General features: G+C 73.3%; 21 protein-coding genes. 15 read left to right on the top strand and 6 right to left on the bottom strand.

Annotation, left to right across the window (positions count from 1 at the left end; genetic code table 11):
* The 6 genes from ACZ63F_RS21970 to ACZ63F_RS21945 form a co-directional block, all read left to right on the top strand.
* A partial coding sequence (locus ACZ63F_RS21970; RefSeq protein WP_469713064.1) for an alpha/beta hydrolase fold domain-containing protein occupies positions 1–312 on the top strand: 312 nt, incomplete at its 5' end.
* 13 nt (positions 313–325) lie between these two features.
* On the top strand, positions 326–649 hold the full coding sequence (locus ACZ63F_RS21965; RefSeq protein WP_469713063.1) for a hypothetical protein: 324 nt from the start codon (positions 326–328) through the stop codon (positions 647–649).
* A complete protein-coding gene (locus ACZ63F_RS21960) occupies positions 646–1,368 on the top strand; it encodes an alpha/beta fold hydrolase (protein ID WP_352367191.1) in 723 nt (240 codons plus the stop codon). Before ACZ63F_RS21965 ends, ACZ63F_RS21960 begins: the two co-directional genes overlap by 4 nt.
* Positions 1,369–1,680: 312 nt before the next feature.
* Positions 1,681–2,403 carry a hypothetical protein gene (locus ACZ63F_RS21955; RefSeq protein ID WP_469713061.1) on the top strand — a complete coding sequence of 241 codons (723 nt, stop codon included), beginning with the start codon at positions 1,681–1,683 and terminating at the stop codon, positions 2,401–2,403.
* Positions 2,404–2,581: 178 nt separating this feature from the next.
* On the top strand, positions 2,582–3,274 hold the full coding sequence (locus ACZ63F_RS21950) for a hypothetical protein (RefSeq protein WP_469713059.1): 693 nt from the start codon (positions 2,582–2,584) through the stop codon (positions 3,272–3,274).
* A 111-nt stretch (positions 3,275–3,385) separates the two neighbouring features.
* Positions 3,386–3,961, top strand: coding sequence for a sigma-70 family RNA polymerase sigma factor (locus ACZ63F_RS21945; protein ID WP_469713058.1), 576 nt, complete (start codon positions 3,386–3,388; stop codon positions 3,959–3,961).
* Here ACZ63F_RS21945 and meaB read toward each other — a convergent pair.
* From meaB to ACZ63F_RS21925, 4 genes are all read right to left on the bottom strand, one after another.
* Positions 3,949–4,947, bottom strand: a complete 999-nt coding sequence (gene meaB / locus ACZ63F_RS21940) for a methylmalonyl Co-A mutase-associated GTPase MeaB (protein ID WP_469713056.1) — start codon at positions 4,945–4,947, stop codon at positions 3,949–3,951. The genes ACZ63F_RS21945 and meaB overlap by 13 nt on opposite strands.
* Positions 4,944–7,103, bottom strand: a complete 2,160-nt coding sequence (gene scpA / locus ACZ63F_RS21935; protein WP_469713054.1) for a methylmalonyl-CoA mutase — start codon at positions 7,101–7,103, stop codon at positions 4,944–4,946. Before scpA ends, meaB begins: the two co-directional genes overlap by 4 nt.
* The gene (locus tag ACZ63F_RS21930; RefSeq protein WP_469713052.1) at positions 7,103–8,908 is read right to left on the bottom strand and encodes a methylmalonyl-CoA mutase family protein; all 1,806 of its coding nucleotides are present in this window, start codon (positions 8,906–8,908) and stop codon (positions 7,103–7,105) included. The genes scpA and ACZ63F_RS21930 overlap by 1 nt, the downstream gene beginning before the upstream one ends.
* Positions 8,909–9,021: 113 nt before the next feature.
* Positions 9,022–9,519 (bottom strand): MarR family winged helix-turn-helix transcriptional regulator, encoded by a 498-nt coding sequence (locus tag ACZ63F_RS21925; RefSeq protein WP_457701978.1) that lies wholly within the window; start codon positions 9,517–9,519, stop codon positions 9,022–9,024.
* A 101-nt stretch (positions 9,520–9,620) separates the two neighbouring features.
* Here ACZ63F_RS21925 and ACZ63F_RS21920 point away from each other — a divergent pair, with 101 nt between their 5' ends.
* Positions 9,621–10,133, top strand: coding sequence for a YceI family protein (locus tag ACZ63F_RS21920; RefSeq protein ID WP_469713049.1), 513 nt, complete (start codon positions 9,621–9,623; stop codon positions 10,131–10,133).
* 232 nt (positions 10,134–10,365) lie between these two features.
* Here the strand turns inward: ACZ63F_RS21920 and ACZ63F_RS21915 are convergent, their stop codons facing one another.
* A complete protein-coding gene (locus tag ACZ63F_RS21915) occupies positions 10,366–12,063 on the bottom strand; it encodes a hypothetical protein (RefSeq protein ID WP_469713048.1) in 1,698 nt (565 codons plus the stop codon).
* A gap of 292 nt (positions 12,064–12,355) precedes the next feature.
* On the opposite strand from ACZ63F_RS21915, the gene ACZ63F_RS21910 reads away from it, so the two are divergent.
* From ACZ63F_RS21910 to ACZ63F_RS21895, 4 genes are all read left to right on the top strand, one after another.
* Positions 12,356–12,745, top strand: a complete 390-nt coding sequence (locus tag ACZ63F_RS21910) for a cell division protein SepF (RefSeq protein WP_093498570.1) — start codon at positions 12,356–12,358, stop codon at positions 12,743–12,745.
* Positions 12,746–12,862: 117 nt separating this feature from the next.
* Positions 12,863–14,284: an AAA family ATPase gene (locus ACZ63F_RS21905; protein ID WP_469713046.1), complete on the top strand. Its 1,422-nt coding sequence runs from the start codon at positions 12,863–12,865 to the stop codon at positions 14,282–14,284.
* Positions 14,281–14,610 (top strand): nucleotide pyrophosphohydrolase, encoded by a 330-nt coding sequence (locus ACZ63F_RS21900; RefSeq protein ID WP_469713045.1) that lies wholly within the window; start codon positions 14,281–14,283, stop codon positions 14,608–14,610. Before ACZ63F_RS21905 ends, ACZ63F_RS21900 begins: the two co-directional genes overlap by 4 nt.
* A 194-nt stretch (positions 14,611–14,804) precedes the next feature.
* Positions 14,805–15,263 (top strand): DUF6099 family protein, encoded by a 459-nt coding sequence (locus ACZ63F_RS21895; protein ID WP_351501272.1) that lies wholly within the window; start codon positions 14,805–14,807, stop codon positions 15,261–15,263.
* 196 nt (positions 15,264–15,459) lie between these two features.
* On the opposite strand, the gene ACZ63F_RS21890 is transcribed toward ACZ63F_RS21895, so the two are convergent.
* Positions 15,460–15,642 carry a hypothetical protein gene (locus ACZ63F_RS21890; protein WP_469713044.1) on the bottom strand — a complete coding sequence of 61 codons (183 nt, stop codon included), beginning with the start codon at positions 15,640–15,642 and terminating at the stop codon, positions 15,460–15,462.
* Positions 15,643–15,875: 233 nt separating this feature from the next.
* Here ACZ63F_RS21890 and ACZ63F_RS21885 point away from each other — a divergent pair, with 233 nt between their 5' ends.
* From ACZ63F_RS21885 to ACZ63F_RS21870, 4 genes are all read left to right on the top strand, one after another.
* Positions 15,876–16,799: an LLM class F420-dependent oxidoreductase gene (locus ACZ63F_RS21885; RefSeq protein ID WP_352367178.1), complete on the top strand. Its 924-nt coding sequence runs from the start codon at positions 15,876–15,878 to the stop codon at positions 16,797–16,799.
* A 97-nt stretch (positions 16,800–16,896) separates the two neighbouring features.
* Positions 16,897–17,814 (top strand): DUF4232 domain-containing protein, encoded by a 918-nt coding sequence (locus tag ACZ63F_RS21880; RefSeq protein ID WP_469713042.1) that lies wholly within the window; start codon positions 16,897–16,899, stop codon positions 17,812–17,814.
* Positions 17,815–18,017: 203 nt separating this feature from the next.
* Positions 18,018–19,478, top strand: coding sequence for a 3' terminal RNA ribose 2'-O-methyltransferase Hen1 (locus ACZ63F_RS21875; RefSeq protein ID WP_469713041.1), 1,461 nt, complete (start codon positions 18,018–18,020; stop codon positions 19,476–19,478).
* Positions 19,475–22,021, top strand: coding sequence for a polynucleotide kinase-phosphatase (locus ACZ63F_RS21870; protein ID WP_469713039.1), 2,547 nt, complete (start codon positions 19,475–19,477; stop codon positions 22,019–22,021). The genes ACZ63F_RS21875 and ACZ63F_RS21870 overlap by 4 nt, the downstream gene beginning before the upstream one ends.
* Positions 22,022–22,049 lie beyond the last annotated feature (28 nt).

The following is a 22,049-nucleotide window of genomic DNA, read 5'->3' as shown; positions in this document are numbered from 1 at the left end:
TTCTGGGACCAGTACACGACCGACGAGACCGAACGCGCCCAGATCACCGCCTCCCCGCTGCGCGCCACCACCGAACAGCTCACCGGCCTGCCCCCTGCCCTCGTCATCACCGGCGAGGCCGACGTCCTGCGCGACGAGGGCGAGGCCTACGCCAACAAGCTCCGCGCAGCCGGCGTCCCCGTCACCGCCGTCCGCTTCCAGGGCATCATCCACGACTTCGTCATGCTCAACGCCCTGCGCGAGACCCACGCCGCCGAAGCCGCCATCACCCTCGCCGTACGCACCCTGCACACCGCCCTCCACACCGCCTGATCCGGGCACCGGCGTGACCACGAACGAGCCGCCGGGACCGTCGTCGGAGCCGTCCGCGCCTTCGGAGCCGTCCGCCCACGACGGCCATCCGCGGCTGCGGCACCTCAAGGACCAGCTGACCGAGCACCACCGCCGGACCAAGGCGGAGCGCGAGGAAGCGGAACTGGAGGAGGCCATCGAGACGGCGGCCTTCGACCTGGGGACCGACCTCGCGCACCCCGCGCCCGACCACGCGGAAGCCGCCTACGACGTCGACACCGACATCGGCGTCGACCCGCGCCAGCCGCCCGCCCAGACCCCGCACCGCACCGCACCGCACCACAAGGGACTCCCATGACCGACTCCACGCCCACCGTCGTCCTCGTGCACGGTGCCTTCGCCGACGCGTCCAGCTTCGCCCGGGTCGTCCCCGAGCTGCTGGCCGACGGCCTGAAGGTGCTCGTCCCGGCCGTGCCCAACCGCAGCCTCACCGGCGACTCCGCCTACATCGCCTCGGTGGTCCGCGCGATTCCCGGCCCCGTCGTCCTGGTGGGCCACTCCTACGGCGGTGCCGTCATCACCGTCGCGGGCGCCGAGGAGAACGTGCAGGCCCTGGTCTACCTGGCCGGCTACGCCCTGGAGGAGGGCGAGAGCCTCGGCGAGCTGCAGGGCCGGTTCCCGGACTCCGAGCTCGCCGCGGCCCTGGTGTACACGCCGTTCCCGGTCGAGGGCTCGGACGAGCCCGGCACCGACGTCACCGTCGACGTCGACAGGTTCCCCGCGATCTTCGCAGCCGACGTGGACCCGGACCTCGCCCGGGTGCTCGCCGTCTCCCAGCGCCCGCTGGCCGGCGCGGCCTTCGCCGAGGCGGCCCCGGTCGCGGCGTGGAGGACCAAGCCGTCCTGGGGCCTGGTGTCGTCCTCGGACCACACCATCAACCCCGACGTCGAGCGCTACGGCTACGAGCGCGCCGGCATGACCACGGTCGAGGTCGACTCCTCCCACCTGGTCATGCTCGCCCACCCCAAGAAGGTCGCGGACCTGATCCGCGAGGCCGTCCGCAACGTCACCTCCTGACCGACGGCAGCCACCAGGGCCTCCAGGGCTGCTTCGCCAACGGCGTGCCCACCGCACAGGGCCGCCCGCTCACGGCCGGCCGGCGCTCCTTCGCGGTCAGCGCCGGCGGGCCGCCTGTCGCTCGTCACCCGCCCCGGCGTGGTCACCCGCGTCATCAGGGAGGCGGCCGGCTCGGTCGGCTGACCCGTGGGGCAAACGGCGCACCCCGCACGGGTGACGCCGAGCGGGCCGCGCACCGGTGCCCACCGGGCGCGGCCCGTCCGCGTGTAGGTACATGTCATGCGGACAGCGGCGACGAGCGTACGAGCGCGGATGCGATCCCCCTGGACCTGGACGGCTCTCGTCGCGGTGACAGGGGTGTGCGGTGCGCTGCCGTTCGTCCTCGCGGGTGGCGACGACCCGCGCCCGCTCTCGGCCGACGAGGCCCGGCGCATGGCCCTCACTCCGCTCCACGCGTACCGGGACAGCCCGGCCGAGGTGACGGTACGGGCTCCGCTGCCCGGCGGTACGGCCGTGGTCCGCGCGGTGGTCGACGAGCACCGGCACCGGGCGGTGGGCTGGTTCGACACCGGGGACGCGGCGGAGCGGGGGCTGCTGGCGTGGGACGGCGCCGGGCTGGAGGTCGCCCGGCCCAAGGTGGACGGCAGCGCGGGCCCGCTGGCGCGGCCGGCGTCGACGGCGGAGGCGGTACGGGACGCCGCGCGGCTGCGGCCGACGGCGTGGATCCGCCGCGGCTACGGGCCGGCCTCACTGGACACGGCCCTGCGGCTGACGCTGTCGCTGGCCGCCGCCCGCCCGGACGACGCGCACCGGATCGCCCGCTCGGGCCGCCGCCACCTGGGTACGGACCGGATCGACGGCCACCGCTACGACGTCTTCTCCGCCGGCGACGCCCCGCTGAGGTACTGGATCGACAGGGCGGGACGACTGCGCCGGGTCAGGGAGGACCTGGACGACGACCGCACGATCGTGGTCGACGTGACGCGGGCGCGGGTACGGACGGCGGTGCCGGAGGGCCCGTGGGCGAAGAGCTGAGCTGGGCCGGGGCCGGAAGCGGGGACGCCGGGGGAGGCAGGACTGCCCGCGGCCGATGCCTTCAGGGGCGCGGGCGAATCTGTGAACCGGCGCACACCGCCTGTGAGTTGAGCGCGCCGGCTGTGGATCGCCGTACCACTCCCCGACAGGTCGGCGCCGGCTGCGAGGATGATGCGCCATGACGGCAGGATGGTGCGCACGCACGACACGGTCCGCGGTGTTCGCGGCCGTCTGCGTGCTGCTCGCCGCCCTGGGCCACGTCCTGATGTCCGGCAGCCGGGTGCCCGCCTGGGCGCTGGCCGCCGCCCTGGCGCTCACCGGGGCCCTCGGCTGGGCCCTGTCGGGACGTGAACGCGGGCTGCCGCTGGTCGTGTGCGCCGCCGTCGGCACCCAGACGGCCCTGCACTCCGGCTTCTCCGCGGCCCAGGTGTGGACCACCCACACCGCCCCCCTGGGCTCCATGCACATGGACACCCCCATGGACATGGCCGCCATGCACATGGGGTCGATGCACATGGGGTCGATGCACATGGGGTCGATGCACATGGGCGCCGCCCACACCGACCCCGTCGCATACCTGGGCTTCGGCACCGGCGGCACCGCCTCCACCGGCATGTTCGCCGCCCACCTGCTCGCCGCGCTGCTGTGCGGGCTCTGGCTCGGCCACGGCGAACGCGCAGCGTTCCGGATCGTCCGGGCCGTCGCCGGCCTCCTCGTCGCCCCGCTACGCCTGCTGCTCGCCCTGCCCGCCACCCCCGAGCGGCCGCGCCCCCGGCTGCGCCGCCACCGTTCGGACCGGGCGCCGCGGCTCCTGCTCCTCGTCCACGCGATCACTTCCCGGGGTCCGCCCGCGCGGACGGCTGTCGCCTGACGACAGCTGGTGTTCCGGGGCCGTCCGCACGCGCCCCGGACGAACACGGCGGCCGTACGCCCGCTCGAGGACTCGGCCGTCTCCACCTCACCTTTCTCGCGAGGACACCGAGTGATCACTTCCGTCCTGCCCGCACGCACCGAGGCGACCGAGAAACGCGACGCGTCGATCACGGCCTGGGCTCTTGCCGCCCGGTCCGGGGACGCGGCCGCCGTGGACGCGTTCGTACGGGCCCTGCACCGCGACGTCCTCAGGTACGTCGCCCATCTCTGCGCCGACCCGCAGGCCGTCGACGACCTCGCGCAGGACACGTTCCTGCGCGCGCTGGGCAGCCTGCACCGTTTCGAAGGCCACGGCTCGGCCCGTTCCTGGCTGCTGTCGATCGCCCGCCGGGCCGTCGTGGACAGCCACCGGTACGCCGCCGCCAGGCCCCGCCCGGCGGACGTCGCCGACTGGCAGCAGGCCGTCGAGCGGGCCCAGCCGTCCGGGCTGCCGGGGTTCGACGACGGCGTCGCGCTGCTCGACCTCCTGGCGGCGCTGCCCGACGAACGGCGCGAGGCGTTCGTCCTCACCCAGCTCGTCGGGCTGCCGTACGCGGAGGCCGCCGAGGTCAGCGACTGCCCCGTCGGCACGGTCCGCTCCCGGGTGGCCAGGGCCCGCGAAGCGCTCCAGGATCAGCTGGCCTGAGGGCCCTCGGCCGGTTCGCCGAACGCCTGCAGGATGCGCTCGGCGGCCAGGGTCGCCGTCAACGTGCCGTCCCTGACCTGCTGTTCGAGGCCGGGGGCGGCCGCCCGCACCGCCGGGTGGGCGGCGAGCCGGCCGAGCAGGTCGTCCCGGACCATCGACCAGGTCCAGCCCACCTGCTGGTCACGGCGCTTCTCGGCGAGCCGCCCGGTGGAGTCCAGCAGCGCCCGGTGCTGCTCGAGCCGCTCCCAGACCAGCTCCAGACCGGTCGACTCCCGGGCGCTGCAACTGAGCACCGGGGGAGTCCAGAAGGCGTCCTTGCCGTGCATCAGGCGCAGCGCGCCCGCCAGTTCCCGGGCCGCGGACCGGGCGTCGCGCTCGTGCGGGCCGTCCGCCTTGTTGACGGCGATCACGTCGGCCAGCTCCAGGACGCCCTTCTTGATGCCCTGGAGCTGGTCACCGGTACGGGCCAGGCTGAGCAGCAGAAAGGAGTCGACCATGTCGGCGACCGCGGTCTCGGACTGGCCGACGCCCACGGTCTCGACCAGGATCACGTCGTATCCGGCGGCCTCCATGACCACCATCGACTCGCGGGTCGCCTTCGCGACCCCGCCGAGGGTGCCCGCGCTGGGGGAGGGGCGGACGAAGGCGTTCGGGTCGACGGCGAGGCGCTCCATGCGCGTCTTGTCGCCGAGGATCGAGCCGCCGGTGCGCGTGGACGACGGGTCCACGGCCAGGACCGCGACCCGGTGGCCCAGCCCCGTCAGCAGCGTGCCGAACGCGTCGATGAACGTCGACTTGCCCACGCCGGGCACCCCGCTGACGCCGATCCGCCGGGCCCGGCCGCTGTGCGGCAGCAGCTCGGTGAGCAACTCCTGCGCCGACGCCCGGTGTTGTGGCCGGGTGGACTCGACGAGGGTGATGGCGCGGGCGATCACCGCGCGCCGACCGTCGAGCACACCCTTCACATAGGCGTCGACATCGATCACAGCTCGTGCCCGAGTTCCGCCGACAGCCGCTTCACCAGGTCGTAGGCCGCGTCCGGAATCACCGTCCCGGGCGGGAACACGGCCGTGGCGCCCATCTCCAGGAGGGTCGGGACGTCCTGCGGCGGGATCACCCCGCCGACCACGATCATGATGTCCGCCCGGCCCTCCTCGGCGAGCTGCTCACGCAGCGCCGGTACGAGGGTGAGGTGGCCGGCCGCCAGCGAGGAGACGCCGACCACGTGGACGTCCGCCTCCACCGCCTGGCGGGCGACCTCCTGAGGGGTCTGGAACAGCGGGCCGACGTCGACGTCGAAGCCGAGGTCGGCGAAGGCGGTCGCGATCACCTTCTGGCCGCGGTCGTGACCGTCCTGGCCCATCTTGGCGACCAGGATGCGCGGGCGGCGCCCCTCGGCCTCGTCGAACGCGTCGACCAGGGCCCGGGTGCGGTCCACGTTCGGGGACTCGCCTGCTTCGTTGCGGTACACACCGGAGATCGTACGGATCTGGCTCGCGTGCCGGCCGTACACCTTCTCCAGGGCGTCCGAGATCTCCCCGACGGTCGCCTTGGCGCGGGCCGCGTGCACCGCCAGCTCCAGCAGGTTCCCGTCGCCGTCCGCGGCCCGGGTCAGCGCGTCGAGCGCGTCCCGGCAGGCCGTCTCGTCCCGCTCCGCGCGCAGCCGCCGCAGCTTCTCGATCTGCTGGGCCCGCACCGAGGAGTTGTCGACCTTGAGGACCTCGATCTGCTCGTCGCTGTCCGCCCGGTACTTGTTGACGCCGATCACCGGCTGCCGCCCCGAGTCGATCCGCGCCTGGGTGCGGGCCGCCGCCTCCTCGATGCGCAGCTTGGGAATGCCGGCGTCGATCGCCCTGGCCATGCCGCCCGCCGCCTCGACCTCCTGGATGTGCGCCCAGGCCTTGCGGGCGAGATCGTAGGTCAGCCGCTCCACGTAGGCGCTGCCGCCCCACGGGTCGATGACCCGGGTGGTGCCCGACTCCTGCTGGATGAGCAGCTGGGTGTTGCGGGCGATGCGCGCGGAGAAGTCGGTGGGCAGCGCGAGGGCCTCGTCGAGGGCGTTGGTGTGCAGCGACTGGGTGTGGCCCTGGGTCGCCGCCATCGCCTCCACGGCCGTACGCGTGACGTTGTTGAAGACGTCCTGCGCGGTCAGCGACCAGCCCGAGGTCTGCGAATGGGTGCGCAGGGACAGGGACTTGGTGTTCTGCGGCTCGAACTGCGCGACCAGCTTGGCCCACAGCAGCCGGGCCGCGCGCAGCTTGGCGATCTCCATGAAGAAGTTCATGCCGATCGCCCAGAAGAAGGAGAGCCGGGGCGCGAACGCGTCCACGTCCAGGCCGGCTTCGCGGCCCGCCCGGATGTACTCGACGCCGTCCGCGAGCGTGTACGCCAGCTCCAGGTCGGCCGTGGCACCGGCCTCCTGGATGTGGTAGCCCGAGATGGAGATCGAGTTGTAGCGCGGCATCCGCTGCGAGGTGTACGCGAAGATGTCGGAGATGATCCGCATCGACGGCTTCGGCGGATAGATGTAGGTGTTGCGGACCATGAACTCCTTGAGGATGTCGTTCTGGATGGTCCCGGCCAGCTTCTCGGGCGGTACGCCCTGCTCCTCCGCCGCCACGATGTAGAGGGCGAGGACGGGGAGCACCGCGCCGTTCATCGTCATCGACACGGTCATCCGGTCGAGGGGGATGCCGTCGAACAGCTGGCGCATGTCGTAGATCGAGTCGATGGCCACGCCCGCCATGCCGACGTCGCCGGTCACCCGCGGGTGGTCGCTGTCGTAACCCCGGTGCGTGGGCAGGTCGAAGGCGACCGACAGGCCCTTCTGGCCGGCCGCCAGGTTGCGCCGGTAGAACGCGTTGGACTCCTCGGCGGTGGAGAAGCCCGCGTACTGGCGGATGGTCCAGGGCTGGTTGACGTACATCGTCGGGTACGGGCCGCGCAGGTACGGCGCGATGCCCGGGTAGGTCCCGAGGAAGTCCAGGCCCTCCAGGTCACGGCCGGTGTAGAGCGGCTTGACCCCGATGCCCTCCGGGGTCTCCCACAGCGGCAGGTCACCGCAGGCCGCCCGCCACTCCTCGGGGCTGCCGTCGGTGACGGGGGTCCCCAGCTCGATGCCGGAGAAGTCGGGGATTCCCATCAGGACACTCCCATGCGGTCGAGGGTCTCGGACAGCACGGCCACGGCGTCGCAGCCCGCGAAGACGTAGGAGTCGACGCCGGCGAACTCGCCCCGGCCCGCGAGGACCACGTGCCGGGCACCGGCCGCCTTCAGCGATGCGGCGGTCTGCTCGGCCTGTTCTGCGTAGAGGGCGTCGCTGGAGCAGAGCACCGCCTCGGTGGCGCCGCTCTCCTCGAAACCGCCCTCGGTGACGGGTTCGATGCCGCCGGCCTGGAACAGGTTGGCGGCGAAGCCGGCGCGCGCGGTGTACGCGGCGGCCGGGCCGAGCGTGGCCAGGTAGATCCGCGGGCGGCTGCCGGTCGCCGCGAGATGGGCGTCCGAGCGGGCGCGCAGCTCCTCGTAGGCCTCGTCGCGGCGGACCCGCGGCAGGCCGCCCGACGGGGGCTCGGGCGCCGGTTCGCGCACGACCGGCTTCTCGGCGAGGAACGGGAACTCGCTGACACCGGTGACGGGTTCACGGCGCCTGGCGAGCTTCTTGGAGCGCTCGGCCCAGGTGGTCGCGAGGTCGGTGCGCAGGCGGCCGGAGCGCAGCACCGCCGCCTGGCCGCCGTCCCGCTCGATGCTCCGGAAGAACTCCCAGGCTGCGCGGGCGAGTTCGTCGGTGAGCTTCTCGACGTACCAGGAGCCGCCCGCCGGGTCGATGACCCGGGCCAGGTGGGACTCCTCGATGAGGATCGTCGAGGTGTTGCGGGCGATCCGGCGGGCGAACGCGTCGGGCAGGCCGATCGCGTGGTCGAACGGCAGCACGGTGACGGAGTCGGCGCCGCCCACCCCGGCGGCCAGCGTCGCGACCGTCGTACGGAGCATGTTCACCCACGGGTCGCGGCGGCTCATCATCACCGGCGAGGTGACCGCGTGCTGCACCTGCGCGCCCGCGCCGGCGGCCCCGCTGACCTCGGCGACCCGCGCCCACAGCCGGCGGGCCGCGCGCAGCTTGGCGATGGTCAGGAACTGGTCGGCGGTCGCCGCGTACCGGAACTCCAGCTGCCCGAGGGCCTGTTCGATACCGAGGCCGGCCTCGGTCAGCTCGCGCAGGCAGGCCACGCCGGTGGCCAGCGAGGCGCCCAGCTCCTGCGCGGCCGAGCCGCCCGCCTCGTGGTACGGCAGCGCGTCCACGGTCAGCGCGCGCAGGCCAGGGAACTCCGCGGCGCAGCGCTTCGCCAGTTCGGCGACGGGAGCGAAGGGAAGGGCGGTGCCGGTGCGCGCCTCGTACCCCAGCGGGTCGGCGCCCAGGTTGCCGCGCACCGCCTTCGGGTCGACGCCCTTCTCGTCGTACAGCCGGAACAGCTCGGCCGCCGCCGCCTCGGTGTCCTGGCCGGCGTCCAGGACCACCGGCGCGAGGTCCAGGTAGACGCCGTCGAGGGCGCGGGCGAGGCCGGACACGGGGATGCCGCCCCGGCCCGCGAGCAGCCAGAGCGAGGTGACGCCGTTCTCCAGGTCGGCCAGGAGCGCGCCGTCGGGAGCCGCGGTGTGCCGCTGCCGTACGTCCCAGCCGCCCGCGACGCCGCCCTCCGGACGGCCACCGCGCACGTACGGCGCGAAGCCGGGCAGACCGGGGTCGGGTGCGGAGTCGCGCGCGGTGTACAGGGGACGGGTGCGCAGCCCGTCCTCCAGCGTCGTGGACAGGGCGTCCTCGGCGGCCTCGCCCGAGACTTCCCTGCCGGACTTGCGCAGCACACCCTCGACCAGGCGGTGCCACTGCTCTTGCGTCGCGTCAGGGAACTCGGCGGCCAGTGAGAGCCCGTCGTCAGGCAGGACCGTCATGCTCGGATGCTAGGGCAGAGCACCAAAAGTGCACGGGTGGCAGGGCTGTGACCTTGCCCTCTCCGTGGTTGTGACCTGCGCCTCCCGGGGGTGGAGTGGCCGGATTCGTACGGTCAGGGCGTGTCTCCGGCGAGCTCCGGGATCAGCGCGCACAGCGCCTCGCGCTGCTCCGGACCGATGACGTGGCCGACCGCCTGGCCGACCGTCTCGGCGAGGGCGGCGGAGGCGTCCCGGATCTGGCGGCGGGCCTTGTCGGTGAGGGCGACCTCGATGCCCCGCTTGTCTCCGCAGGCGGCCTTGCGGGTGACCAGGCCGGCGTGCTGGAGGCAGGCGATCTGGTAGGTGAGGCGGGTCTTGGGGCGGCCCAGGAGCTCGGCGATCCGGGTCATCCGCAGCCCCTCGCGCTCCACTTCGGCCAGCAGGCACAGGATCAGGAACTCGTCATGCGAGACGTCCAGGGTCTCCTTCACGACCGACCGCAGCCGCTGCTCGACGGCCCCGGTCGCGGCCAGCAGCAGCATCCAGGCGCGCAGTTCGGCCGGGAGCAGCCCGCCGCCCGCGTGGGACGGGCATTCGGGCAGCTCTGCGGGGTGTTCCTGGGCGGCGGCCATGGCATCGAGTCTACCTGTTGTCCAAATTTGGATATTGAGCTAGCGTGCAGCCATCCCCATAGTCATCCAAATTTGAACCATCAACGAATCGGAGTACGGCCATGACCGTCACCGTGGAAACCGGCCTCTGGCAGCTCGACCCGACCGCCTCCACCGTCGCCGTCCGGCACAAGACCTTCTGGGGCCTGGTCACCGTCAAGGGCACCTTCGCGGGCGTCACCGGCCGGGGCGAGGTGGCCGCGGACGGCACTGCCAGCGGCACCCTGTCGATCGACGCGGCCTCGCTGGACACCAAGAACAAGAAGCGCGACGACCACCTGCGCTCGGCCGACTTCTTCGACGCCGACAACCACCCGGAGATCACCTTCGCGGTGCGCAGCGCCCGGCACACCGGCGACGAGGTCCAGGTCGACGGTCAGCTCACCGTCCGCGGCATCAGCAGGCCGCAGCAGGCCACCGCGAAGCTGGTCTCGGCGGACGCCGGCGGACTCACGCTGGAGGCCGAGTTCCAGGTGGTGCGCGAGGAGTTCGGCATCACCTTCAACCAGATGCGCATGATGGGCGGCCCGACGACGGTGACCGCCACCCTGCGCTTCACCCGCACGGCGGCCTGAAGCGCCCTGTAAGGGGCGCTGGGGGTACCCCCGGCCGAAGGCTGGAGGAGGAACCGCGCGACCAGCCACGCCACCGCGGTCGGCAGACGGCAGATCGCGGTACTTGGGCCGGACCGAGCGGGTTCGCCGATGCCGGCCGCGGTTGGGCAGCGCCCCGAAGGGGGCGCGGGGAACTGCGCGACCAGCCACGACGGTGCCGCGGTCGGCAGTCACGGCGATTCCAGCGGAGCGTCTAGCGGACCGTCCGGCTGATCTTCACGTCCCGGCTGGACAGGGTCTGCGGGTCCGCGGTGAACGCACGCAGCCGGATCCGGGTGCTCGGCTTGGCGGGGATGCCGAACCGGCCGTTCGACGGCTTGAGCTCGACACTCGCCGTGCCGTGCGCGGGGATCGTCGCCGGACCCCGCACCAGCAGCCAGTACTTGCTCATCCCCTGGCCGGTGGTGAGCGTGTAGTGCGGGGTGAGCGGGACGCTCCCCGTGTTGACCACCTTGAGCGTCATCGCCCGGACCACCTCGGCCTGGTGCCCGGTGCGCCGCAGAGCGGTGATCTCCATCCGCAGCGGCGGCCGCCCGGTCACCGCGAGCGTCGCGCTCACCAGCGCCGGGGTGAGCAGCAGGACGACCGCCCCGATCAGGGCGGGGCGGCGGCGGGGCCCGGTCAGCAGGGCCGGACGCGGCTGCCAGGCGTGCGCGAACTCCGGGAGCGGGGCGGTGACGGCCGCCGCCAGCCACAGCGGGGTCATCAGCAGGTAGTAGCCGTCCTGGGAGCGGGTCGCCAGGAAGAAGGCGAGCCACGGCAGCACGGTCGCCGCCGGGCCGAGACGCCGTACGAAGAGCACGAACAGGGCCAGCAGGGCCGCCGCGAGGAGCATGCTCGCGTGCGAGTACCAGTCGATGCGGTCGCTGCCGTTCGTGTAGTAGAGCGTGATGTCCACCAGGCCCTGGCCGTGGACCACGGCACCCTGGGTGAGCGGCAGCGCGATCCCGCCCAGCCAGCGGCCGGGCTCGGACGCGATGAAGTACGTGTTGATCAGAAGCCACACGGTGACGGCCACGCCGGTGACCCGCAGGACCAGCAGGGTGGCGGCCCGGCCGCCCAGTTCCCCGCGCCGCACCGCGTAGACGCCGGCCAGCAGGAACGGCGTGACGAACCACGGCAGCTGCTGCGCCGCGCAGGCGGCCCCCAGGCACGCGGCCCGCGCGATCCCGGCCCACCCCAGCCGGCCCCCCTGCCCGATCCGCGGCCAGCGCACCACCACCGGGATCAGCAGCGCCAGGGCGATGACCGCCGGGTAGCCGACCCGGGAGTACGTGGAGAGGAAACCGAAGCCCAGGCAGCTCAGCGTCGCCGCCGACCGCCACGGCACCGGGAGCATCCGCCAGAGCGCGACCGTGCCGGCGATCAGGGCGCCCGTGCACACCGCCGTCGCGGGGGCGCCCTGGTGGCCGAGCCACAGGAACGGGACGGTCAGCAGCGGGGCCAGCGGGGGATAGCCGTAGGTGTAGTCGTAACTCCCGCCTATCGTCGGCGTGAGGGCGACCCCCTTGCCGCCGAACAGCCAGGGCCAGGGCTGTCCGTACACCGGGTGGCCGGCGACGAGTTCCCTGGCGGCCTGGGTGGTGAGGACGCCCTCGTCGCCGCCGTTGTGGTTCAGCACCCAGGCGCACAGCGCCAGCGTCACCGCCGTGACCAGGACCACCAGGTCGAGGCGCGCCAGCGACCGGGTGCTGCGGACGGTCAGCGTCAGCACCCCGGTCACCAGGATCGAGACGTAGCAGAGGGAGATCAGGGCGGCCAGGACCTCGTGGTGCGTCACCGCCTGCGTCCACACCGACCGGGTGCCGATGAACAGGCCGATGTCGGCGAGGAGGGTCAGGACGCGGTGCCAGGGGGCGGGGGCTCCGGCGTCGCCCGGAGCGGCGGACACCGCCGACTGTGTCCGCCGGCCGGGTGTCACCTGTTGTGTTTCTGCCAAGTGCACGGACCGGACGGTAATCGCGGGCGGTGAGCGGGGCGTGTCTGGAGGAGAAGAGTCCGGTGTGAGGGCGGTAAGAGGCCCCTAATGCGCGGCAATCGCCTGAATAGTGACAAGATCACTTCTTTCCCGTCCGGGTGCCCGGAAACGCTCGCGCCTCGTGTCGCTGTTGGGCCGAACGGGTGACTTGGCGTAAGAATTGGCTGGTGCAGGCATCGAGTGCGAGTCAGGTCAGGGGGAGCCGGTGAGCCGTTACGACGTCACCGATGAACAGTGGGAGGGGCTCGCCCAGGTGGTGCCGCTACGGGGCCGCGACGCCTGGCCGTCGGCGGTGGACCACCGGGCGCTGCCGGACGCGGAGACCGAGACGCGCCGCCGTTTCGTCGTCCTGCGCGTCAACGTCTTCGCCGACGCCCGTGACGTCGCCGAGACGCTGATGGCCGGGATACCGGTCCTGCTCGACCTCACCGGCGCCGAGACGGAGGTCGCCAAGCGCGTCCTCGACTTCAGTACGGGCGTGGTCTTCGGCCTGGCCAGCGGAATGCACCGGGTCGACCGCAACGTCTTCCTCCTCACCCCGCCCGGCACGGAGGTCGGCGGGCTGATGGAGGGGGCCGGGGTCTCCGGGGGCTGACCGCCGCTCCGGCGAGGCGGCTGGGCCCATCCGCGGGACGGCCTGGCATCCCCCGATCGAAGGAAGGGCCGACGGGCGGAACGGTTCGCCGGACGGCCGGAGGCCTACGGTCCGCATATGGCCGTGCCCTCCGCCTCGCCCGCGTCCCGCCCTTCCCGCCGTTCCACTTCGGACGACACACCGTCGCTGTCGCCGCCGCCGGCCCCGTCATGGTCGCCGTCGCTGCCGCCGTCGTCCGAGGGCGGGGGGCCGGCGCCGAACGCGTCCGCGGAGGCCGGCGGTCCGGCTTCCGGGCGGCCCCGACCGGCACGCTCCGGCCCGCCCGCCGGCTCGTCGGAGACCGTCCCGCGCGCCCGTTCGGTCCACAGGGAGGCGCCACCGGCCGCCGCACCCGCCCCCCGCCCGGCGCCCGCCATCACCCCTCGTCGTGACCCGCGCCCCCGCGTCACCGAGCTCCGGCTCTCCGCCTTCGCCCGGCACCGTGGAGCGACCTTTCCCGTCGGGCAGGTAACCCTGTTCGCCGGGCCCAGCGGGAGCGGGAAGAGCACGGCGCTCGCCGCCTATGAGGCGCTCGCCCGGCTCGGTGGCGGTGCCGCGCTCGCGGAGGTCTTCCCGGATCCCGCCGCGCTGGTGCCGGAGGGCGCCCGGCCGGACGCGCAGCGGCGCCGGGGCTTTCGCATCGGCTGTACGGCCGAGGGTGCCGAGGGGCCGGTGCGGCTCGACCTCGCCGTCCAGGCCGAGCCCGAACTGCGCATCGTCGGCGAACGGCTGACCGCGGCCGGCCTGGTGCTCCTGGAGACCGCGCTGCGCGACCCGAGCCGCCCGGCCGTGCAGGCCGCCTGGCACACCGCCGGCTCCGCACCGGTGACCCAGGCCCCGCTCCCCGACGACCGCCTCGGCACCGCCCTGCTGCCGCTGCGGGTCGCCGGGAAGACGGACGGGCAGCGGCGGGTCCTCGCCGCCGCCGAGCAGATGGTCGTCGCCCTGCGGTCGGTGTTCCCCTGCGACCCGCGGCCCGACGGCATGCGCGCCCCCGTCCGCACCGGCTCCGGCCGGCTGCTGCGCGGCTGCGACAACCTCGCCGACGTCCTGTGGCGCACCCGCGCCGAATGCGGCCGCCGGCACGGCCTGCTCGTCGACGCGGTGCGCACCGGCTGCGCCGGCCCCGTCGTCGACCTGCTCGCCGAACCGCTCGGCGACGGCACGGTACGGGCGCTCCTCGACCGCGGCGACGGCCGGCGCACCGACCTGGACCGGCTCGGCGACGGCGAACTGCGCTACCTCGCCCTCGCCCTGGTCCTCTTCACCGGGCCCGGCGTTCTGGCGGTCGACGCACCGGGCGAGGTTCCCGACGCCATGCGCGGCCTCACCGTCCTCGCCGACGGCTTCGACCGCGCCCTCGACCCGGGCCAGCGCGCCGAACTCCTGCGTACGGCCGTCCTGATGGGCGAGCGCGGCCACATCCGGCTCGTCGGCGCGGTGAGCGACGCGTCCTGGGCCGAGACGGCGGCGATCACAGTGGTACACCTGGACGCGTGACCGAAGAACCCCTCGACGTGGCGGGACTCCAGCGCCGGCTGGCCGAGTTCGCCGCCGCCCGCGACTGGCGCCAGTACCACACCCCCAAGAACCTGGCCTCCGCCCTCAGCGTGGAGGCGTCCGAACTGGTCGAGATCTTCCAGTGGCTGACCCCGGAGGAGTCGTCCCGGGTGATGGCCGACCCCGGCACCGCCCACCGGGTCATGGACGAGGTCGCCGACGTCCTCGCCTATCTCCTCCAGCTCTGCGACGTCCTGGACGTCGATCCGCTGGCCGCGCTCGCCGCGAAGATCGACCGCAACGAGCGGCGCTTCCCACCCGCCTGACGGCCCATCAGCCTCCCGTGGCGAGGAGTCCCACACTCCGGTTTAACACTCAGTAGCCGCAACCCCGCCCGAATCCGAATTGTTGTCCACAGATTTCCGTCTTCCTCTGGCTATGCGTCTCGGGAACCCTCACTCTGGGTAGTGAACTACTGAGTGCGGCAAGGCAGTTCGGACCGACGGGGACGGGGCGACGGATGGACGCGATGCGGCTCATCGTGGCGAGCAGACAGGCGCTGGCGCACGGCGCGGGCGTTCCGGAGATGATGACCGAGGTGTGGCAGGCCCAGGCCCTGGCCCAGGCGATCGGCAGCCGGCTGGCCGTCTCCGGCCCGCCCGAGCTGCGCGGCGAGGCCCTCGGCCTGACCGAGCTGGCGGGCCGCGGCTGCGGCGTGCTGGGCACCCCCGACCTGGACCCCGGCACCCTGCGCGCCGCCCAGCTCACCGAACTGGACGACGCCCGCCAGACCCTGCTGAGCCTCGGCGGCCTCCTCGCCGAGGCCGGCATCGCCCTGGTCGGCATGGCCAGCGCCGCGGCCGACGAGGCGACGTACTGGCAGTGCATGGAGGCCATCGACGCGGCCGACGAGTCCCGGGACCGGGTCCTGGAGATGCTCCGCAAACTGGCGGCCCGGGAGGAGGTGCGGGACGGCTGAGCGTTCCGCTCGAAGAGCCGCGAGGCGTCGTCGTTCGTCCGCGGCGCCGCCGTGGCTGGTCGCGCAGTTCCCGCCCCTGAAGGCACCGGGGTGACCGCCCCCTTCAGGGGCGCGGGGAACTGCGCGATCAACCCCCACCGGCCGGCGGACGAACGACGCACCGGCCCCCGGCCCCTGTCCACCTCGCCCGGCAGCCCTAGGACCTGGGACGCGCCTCCCGGCCGAGATCGGCCTTTTCCCGCAGGGGCCGTTGCAGGTCCGCGTCCAGCGCGGAGAGGTCCGCGTTCAACGCCGCCATGAGTTCCTCCATCTGCTGGAGCAGCCCCTTCGGCTGACCGGACGAGGGGCCACCCTGCGGTGGAACGGACTCTTCGGACAAGACGGCCTCCTCGGCCCCCCGGCCCGCCGTCGACGGCGGGCCACGAACGACGCGCGGCGACGGCGGCCGTCCGGCGCGGGTGCCGGACGGCCCGGCTCCCCCCACCCAACGATCACCGCGGAGGCCGGTCACCGCTCCGCGGGCCCGCCGTCGACGACGTTCACCCAGGGGTGGACGCCCTGACGGGCGGTGCCGATGCGGTTGACGGGGCGCGGGCCGTGCAGGATGGGTGTATGGACCTTCGTATCTTCACCGAGCCCCAGCAGGGCGCGAGCTACGACACCCTCCTCACCGTCGCCAAGGCCACCGAAGACCTCGGTTTCGACGCCTTCTTCCGCTCCGACCACTATCTGAAGATGGGCGACGTGGACGGCCTGCCCGGCCCCACCGACGCCTGGATCACCCTCGCCGGGCTCGCCCGCGAGACGAAGCGGATCCGCCTCGGCACCCTGATGACCGCAGGAACCTTCCGGCTGCCCGGCGTGCTCGCCATCCAGGTCGCCCAGGTCGACCAGATGTCCGGCGGCCGGGTCGAACTGGGCCTCGGCGCGGGCTGGTTCGAGGAGGAGCACAAGGCGTACGGCATCCCCTTCCCGAAGGAGAAGTTCGGCCGCCTCGAGGAGCAGCTGGCGATCGTCACCGGGCTCTGGGAGACCAAGCTCGGCGACACCTTCGACTTCCACGGCACCTACTACGACCTCACCGGCTCGCCCGCGCTGCCCAAGCCCGCCCAGGCGCGGATCCCGGTGCTGATCGGCGGCCACGGTGCCACCCGCACCCCGAAGCTGACCGCGCGGTACGCCGACGAGTTCAACATGCCGTTCGCCTCCGTCGAGGACAGCGAGCGGCAGTTCGGCCGGGTGCGGGCCGCCGTCGAGGCGGCAGGGCGCGCGGCGGACGAGCTGACGTACTCCAACGCCCTCGTCGTCTGCGTCGGCAAGGACGACCAGGAGGTCGCCCGCCGTGCCGCCGCGATCGGCCGCGAGGTGGCCGAACTGAAGGAGAACGGCCTGGCCGGTACCCCCGCCGAGGTCGTCGAGAAGATCGGCCGCTACGCCGAGATCGGCTCCGGCCGCTTCTACCTCCAGATCCTCGACCTCTCCGACCTGGACCACCTGGAGCTGATCTCCGCCCAGGTCCAGTCGCAGCTGTCGTAGCCGCCGCGGGGTCCGCGCATCCGGCTGTGACAGGGCTGTGACCGGAGCTATGGCTTCCGTCACAGTCGTCCGGTGTCCGCCCTGATGAGGTGGCCGGATGCGCAGACCCCGCCGCCGTCTCCTCGTCCCCGCCGCCGTCCTGCTCCTGGCCACGGCCTGTGGCACGGAGCACCCGGACACCGGCGGTGGGGCCGTCCCGGCGCCCCGTGCCACCGTGACCGACCCCCCGGTGGACGGCGTCCGGATCACCTCGGTCACCATCCCCTCCGCCTCCCCGACCCCGTCCGCCGCCCCGGGCCTGGTGCACGCGGACCGGCTGCCCGGTGACTCCGGCATCTCCGCCGCCTACCAGGTCAGCAACGACGGCGACGAGGCCATGACCTACACCGTGCGCTTCGACTTCACGACGGACACCGGTGCGGTCATGGGCAACAAGAAGGTGACCGTGCCGGGGGTCCGGCCGGGCCACAGCACCGCAGGCACCGTCGAGCTCGGCGTGCTCGCCCCCGGCGCCTCCCCGGTGACCCGGGTGAAGGTGGCCGAGGTCACCCAGGTCCCCGCCGACGAGGCCCCGTCCGAGACGGGCGCCTGCCCCGCCTCCGGTGTGCGGCTGTGGGCCGACGACGGCGACGCCGCAATGGGCCTGCGGGTCGTCGGGCTCCACCTGGAGAACTGCGGCAAGCGGGACTACACGCTCGACGGCTACCCGGAGCTGAGCCTGCTGGACGACGACCGCGAGCCCGTCGGCGGCATCCGCATCCTGCACGGCGGTGACGCCGTCGCCATGGGCACCGGCTTCGACGAGCCGCCGAGTCCGCTCGTCCTGAAGCCCGGCGAAGCCGCCCTCTCGGGCCTGGTCTGGCGCAACACGACCCTGGCGGGCACGGCGGTGAACGTGCCCTACGTCCGGGTCCTGGCGAAGCCGGGCGCCGCGCCCGTCATGGTCACCCCGGGCCTCGATCTCGGGACCACGGGCAAGCTGGGCGTCGGGGCCTGGAAGCGTGCCGACGGCTGACGTTCCGGTGGGAGGCCGCGGTGTGCCGCCCGCGGCGCCGTCGTGGCTGGCCGCGCAGTTCCCCCCGCCCCTACGGGGCGCTGCCCCAGCGCGGGAGAAATTCCGCGCACCCGGCCCGCGCCCCCGGCTACGTTGGAACCGCGAACAAGTGCACGACCAGCGCGTTCGCCCCCCTTTTCGGACCCTTTTCGAGGCGACCCACCGTGTTCCTGACGATCACCACCACCGGCACCCCCGAACGCCCCGCGACCGACCTCGGGTTCCTGCTGCACAAGCACCCCGACAACGCGCAGTCCTTCACCACCTCGCACGGCGTCGCGCACGTCTTCTACCCCGAGGCGGATGCGGAGCGCTGCACGGCCGCGCTGCTGCTGGAGGTGGATGCGGTGGCCCTGGTCCGGCGCGGCAAGGGCAGGGGCCGCGGCGGTGCACCCGACGCGGCGCTCGCGCAGTACGTCAACGACCGCCCGTACGCGGCCTCCTCACTGCTCGCCGTGGCGATCGGCAACGTGTTCTCCAGCGCGATGCGTGGCGTCTGCAAGGCCCGGCCCGAAGCCCCGGCGCGGACACGGCCGTTGCGGATCGAGGTGCCCGCGCTGCCCGCCCGCGGCGGCGCCGACCTGGTACGGCACCTCTTCGAGCCGCTCGGCTGGACGGTGACCGCCGAACCGGTCGCCCTGGACGCCGAGTTCCCGGAGTGGGGCGCCTCGCGCTACGTCGGCCTGGTCCTGGAGTCCGAGGCGCTGACCCTCTCCGAGGCGCTGCGCCACCTCTACGTCCTGCTCCCCGTCCTCGACGACACCAAGCACTACTGGGTCTCCGCCGAGGAGGTCGACAAGCTGCTGCGCGCGGGCGAGGGCTGGCTGCCCGGCCACCCCGAGCAGAAGCTCATCACCAGCCGCTACCTGTCCCGCCGCTGGTCGCTGACCCGGCAGGCGATGGAGCGGCTGGAACTGGTGCGGCTCGCCGAGTCCGACGACAGCGAGGTCGAGGAGATCGACAACGCGGTCGAGGAGGAGGCCGAGACCGAGGAGAAGCCGGCCCCGCTCGCCGTGCAGCGCCGGGAGGCGATCCTCGACGCGCTCCGGCGCTCCGGCGCCGCCCGGGTCCTCGACCTCGGCTGCGGCCAGGGCCAGTTGGTGCAGGCGCTGCTGAAGGACCCGTCCTTCACCGAGATCGTCGGCGTCGACGTGTCGATGCGGGCGCTCACCATCGCCTCCCGGCGGCTCAAGCTGGACCGCATGGGGGAGCGGCAGGCGTCCCGCGTCACGCTCTTCCAGGGCTCGCTCGCCTACACCGACAAGCGGCTCAAGGGATACGACGCCGCCGTGCTCAGCGAGGTGATCGAACACCTCGACCTGCCGCGGCTGCCCGCCCTGGAGTACGCCGTGTTCGGCGCCGCCCGCCCGCGCACGGTCCTCGTCACCACCCCGAACGTCGAGTACAACGTCCGCTGGGAGACCCTCCCTGCCGGTCACACCCGGCACGGCGACCACCGCTTCGAGTGGACCCGCGAGGAGTTCCGCGCCTGGGCCCGCCGGGTCGCCGGACTCCACGGGTACGACGTCGAGTTCACCCCCGTGGGCCCGGACGACCCCGAGGTCGGCCCACCCACCCAGATGGCCACGTTCACGTTCGCTGCGAAGGAGGCGAAGGCGGCATGACCGAGACACAGCGCACCGGGCGGGTTCTGCCCGTCACCGACCTCTCCCTGGTCGTCCTCGTCGGCGCCTCCGGCTCCGGCAAGTCCACCTTCGCCCGGCGCCACTTCAAGCCGACCGAGGTCATCTCCTCAGACTTCTGCCGGGGCCTGGTCTCCGACGACGAGAACGACCAGGGCGCCACCAAGGACGCCTTCGACGTCCTGCACTACATCGCGGGCAAGCGGCTGGCCGCCGGCCGCCGCACGGTCGTCGACGCGACGAGCGTGCAGCAGGAGTCCCGGCGCCAGCTGGTCGACCTGGCCAAGCGGCACGACGTGCTGCCCATCGCCGTCGTCCTCGACGTGCCCGAGGAGGTGTGCGCCGAACGCAACAAGGCCCGCACCGACCGGGCCGACATGCCGCGCCGGGTCATCCAGCGCCACATCCGCGAACTCCGCCGCTCCCTCCGTCACCTGGAGCGCGAGGGCTTCCGCAAGGTGCACGTCCTGCGCGGTGTCGAGGAGATCGAGTCGGCGACCGTCGTCACCGAGAAGCGGTTCAACGACCTGACCCACCTCACCGGCCCCTTCGACATCGTCGGCGACATCCACGGCTGCGCGAGCGAACTGGAGTCCCTGCTCGCCAAGCTGGGCTACCAGGACGGTGTGCACCCCGAGGGCCGTACCGCCGTCTTCGTCGGAGACCTCGTCGACCGCGGCCCGGACAGCCCCGGCGTACTGCGCCGTGTGATGTCGATGGTCGGGTCGGGCAACGCGCTGTGCGTGCCCGGCAACCACGAGAACAAGTACGGCCGGTACCTCAAGGGCCGCAAGGTCCAGCACACCCACGGACTCGCCGAGACCATCGAGCAGATGGACGGCGAGAGCGAGGAGTTCAGGGCACAGGTACGGGAGTTCATCGACGGCCTGGTCAGCCACTACGTGCTCGACGGCGGGAAGCTTGTCGTCTGCCACGCCGGGCTGCCCGAGAAGTACCACGGCCGCACCTCCGGACGGGTCCGCTCGCACGCCCTGTACGGCGACACCACCGGCGAGACCGACGAGTTCGGCCTGCCGGTGCGCTACCCGTGGGCCGAGGACTACCGGGGCCGCGCGGCCGTCGTCTACGGCCACACCCCGGTCCCGGAGGCGACCTGGCTCAACAACACCATCTGCCTGGACACCGGCGCCGTCTTCGGCGGCAAGCTGACCGCGCTGCGCTGGCCGGAGCGGGAACTGGTCGAGGTACCGGCCGAGCGGGTCTGGTACGAGCCGGCCCGCCCGCTGCTCACCGAGGCACCCGGCGGCCAGGACGGACGCCCGCTGGACCTGGCGGACGTCCACGGGCGCCGTGTCGTCGAGACCCGGTACCAGGGCCGGATCGCGGTCCGCGAGGAGAACGCGGCGGCCGCCCTGGAGGTGATGAGCCGCTTCGCGATCGACCCGCGCCTGCTGCCGTACCTGCCGCCGACCATGGCCCCGACGGCCACGTCGCACGTCGAGGGCTATCTGGAGCACCCGGCGGAGGCCTTCGCCCAGTACGCCGCGGACGGGGTCGCCCGGGTGGTGTGCGAGGAGAAGCACATGGGCTCGCGGGCGGTGGCGCTGGTGTGCCGGGACGCGGAGGTCGCGCACAAGCGCTTCGGCGTCGCCCCCGGCCCGACCGGCTCCCTCTACACCCGTACCGGACGCCCGTTCTTCACCGACGAGTCGGTGACCGAGGAGATCCTCGGCCGCATCCGCGCCTCGGTCGACGCGGCCGGCCTCTGGGACGAACTCGCCACGGACTGGCTGCTGCTGGACGCCGAGCTGCTGCCGTGGTCGCTCAAGGCCTCCGGCCTGCTGCGCACCCAGTACGCCGCCGTGGGCGCCGCCTCCGGCGCGGTCTTCCCGGGTGCGCTGGCGGCTTTGGAGCGGGCGGCGGGACGCGGTGTCGACATCGGCGTGCTGCGCGACCGGCAGCGTGAACGCGCCGCCGAAGCCGCCGCGTTCACCGACGCCTACCGCCGCTACTGCTGGACCACCGACGGCCTGGACGGGGTGCGCCTCGCCCCCTTCCAGATCCTCGCGGTCCAGGGCCGCAGCCTCGCCGCGCTCCCGCACGACGAGCAGCTCGCCCTCCTGGACCGGCTGGTGGAGCACGACCCCACCGGCCTGCTGCAGACCACCCGCCGCCTGCACGTCGACACCGGCGAGCCGGAGTCGGTACAGGCGGGCGTCGACTGGTGGCTGGAGATGACCGGCCGGGGCGGCGAGGGCATGGTCGTCAAGCCGGCCGGCGCGGTGGTCCGCGACCCGCAGGGCCGCCTCGTCCAGCCCGGCATCAAGTGCCGTGGCCGGGAGTACCTGCGGATCATCTACGGCCCCGAGTACACCCGCCCCGACAACCTCACCCGCCTGCGGGGCCGCTTCCTCAACCACAAGCGGTCCCTGGCGATCCGCGAGTACGCCCTCGGCCTGGAGGCCCTGGACCGCCTCGCGGACGGCGAGCCGCTGTGGCGTGTGCACGAGGCGGTCTTCGGGGTGCTGGCACTGGAGTCGGAGCCGGTCGACCCGCGGCTGTGAAGCGCGGGGGTGTCCCGCGGCGGCCGCG

The organism is Streptomyces sp. NPDC104761 (genome assembly GCF_055583445.1).
This window is presented reverse-complemented; position numbering and strand designations above follow the sequence as displayed.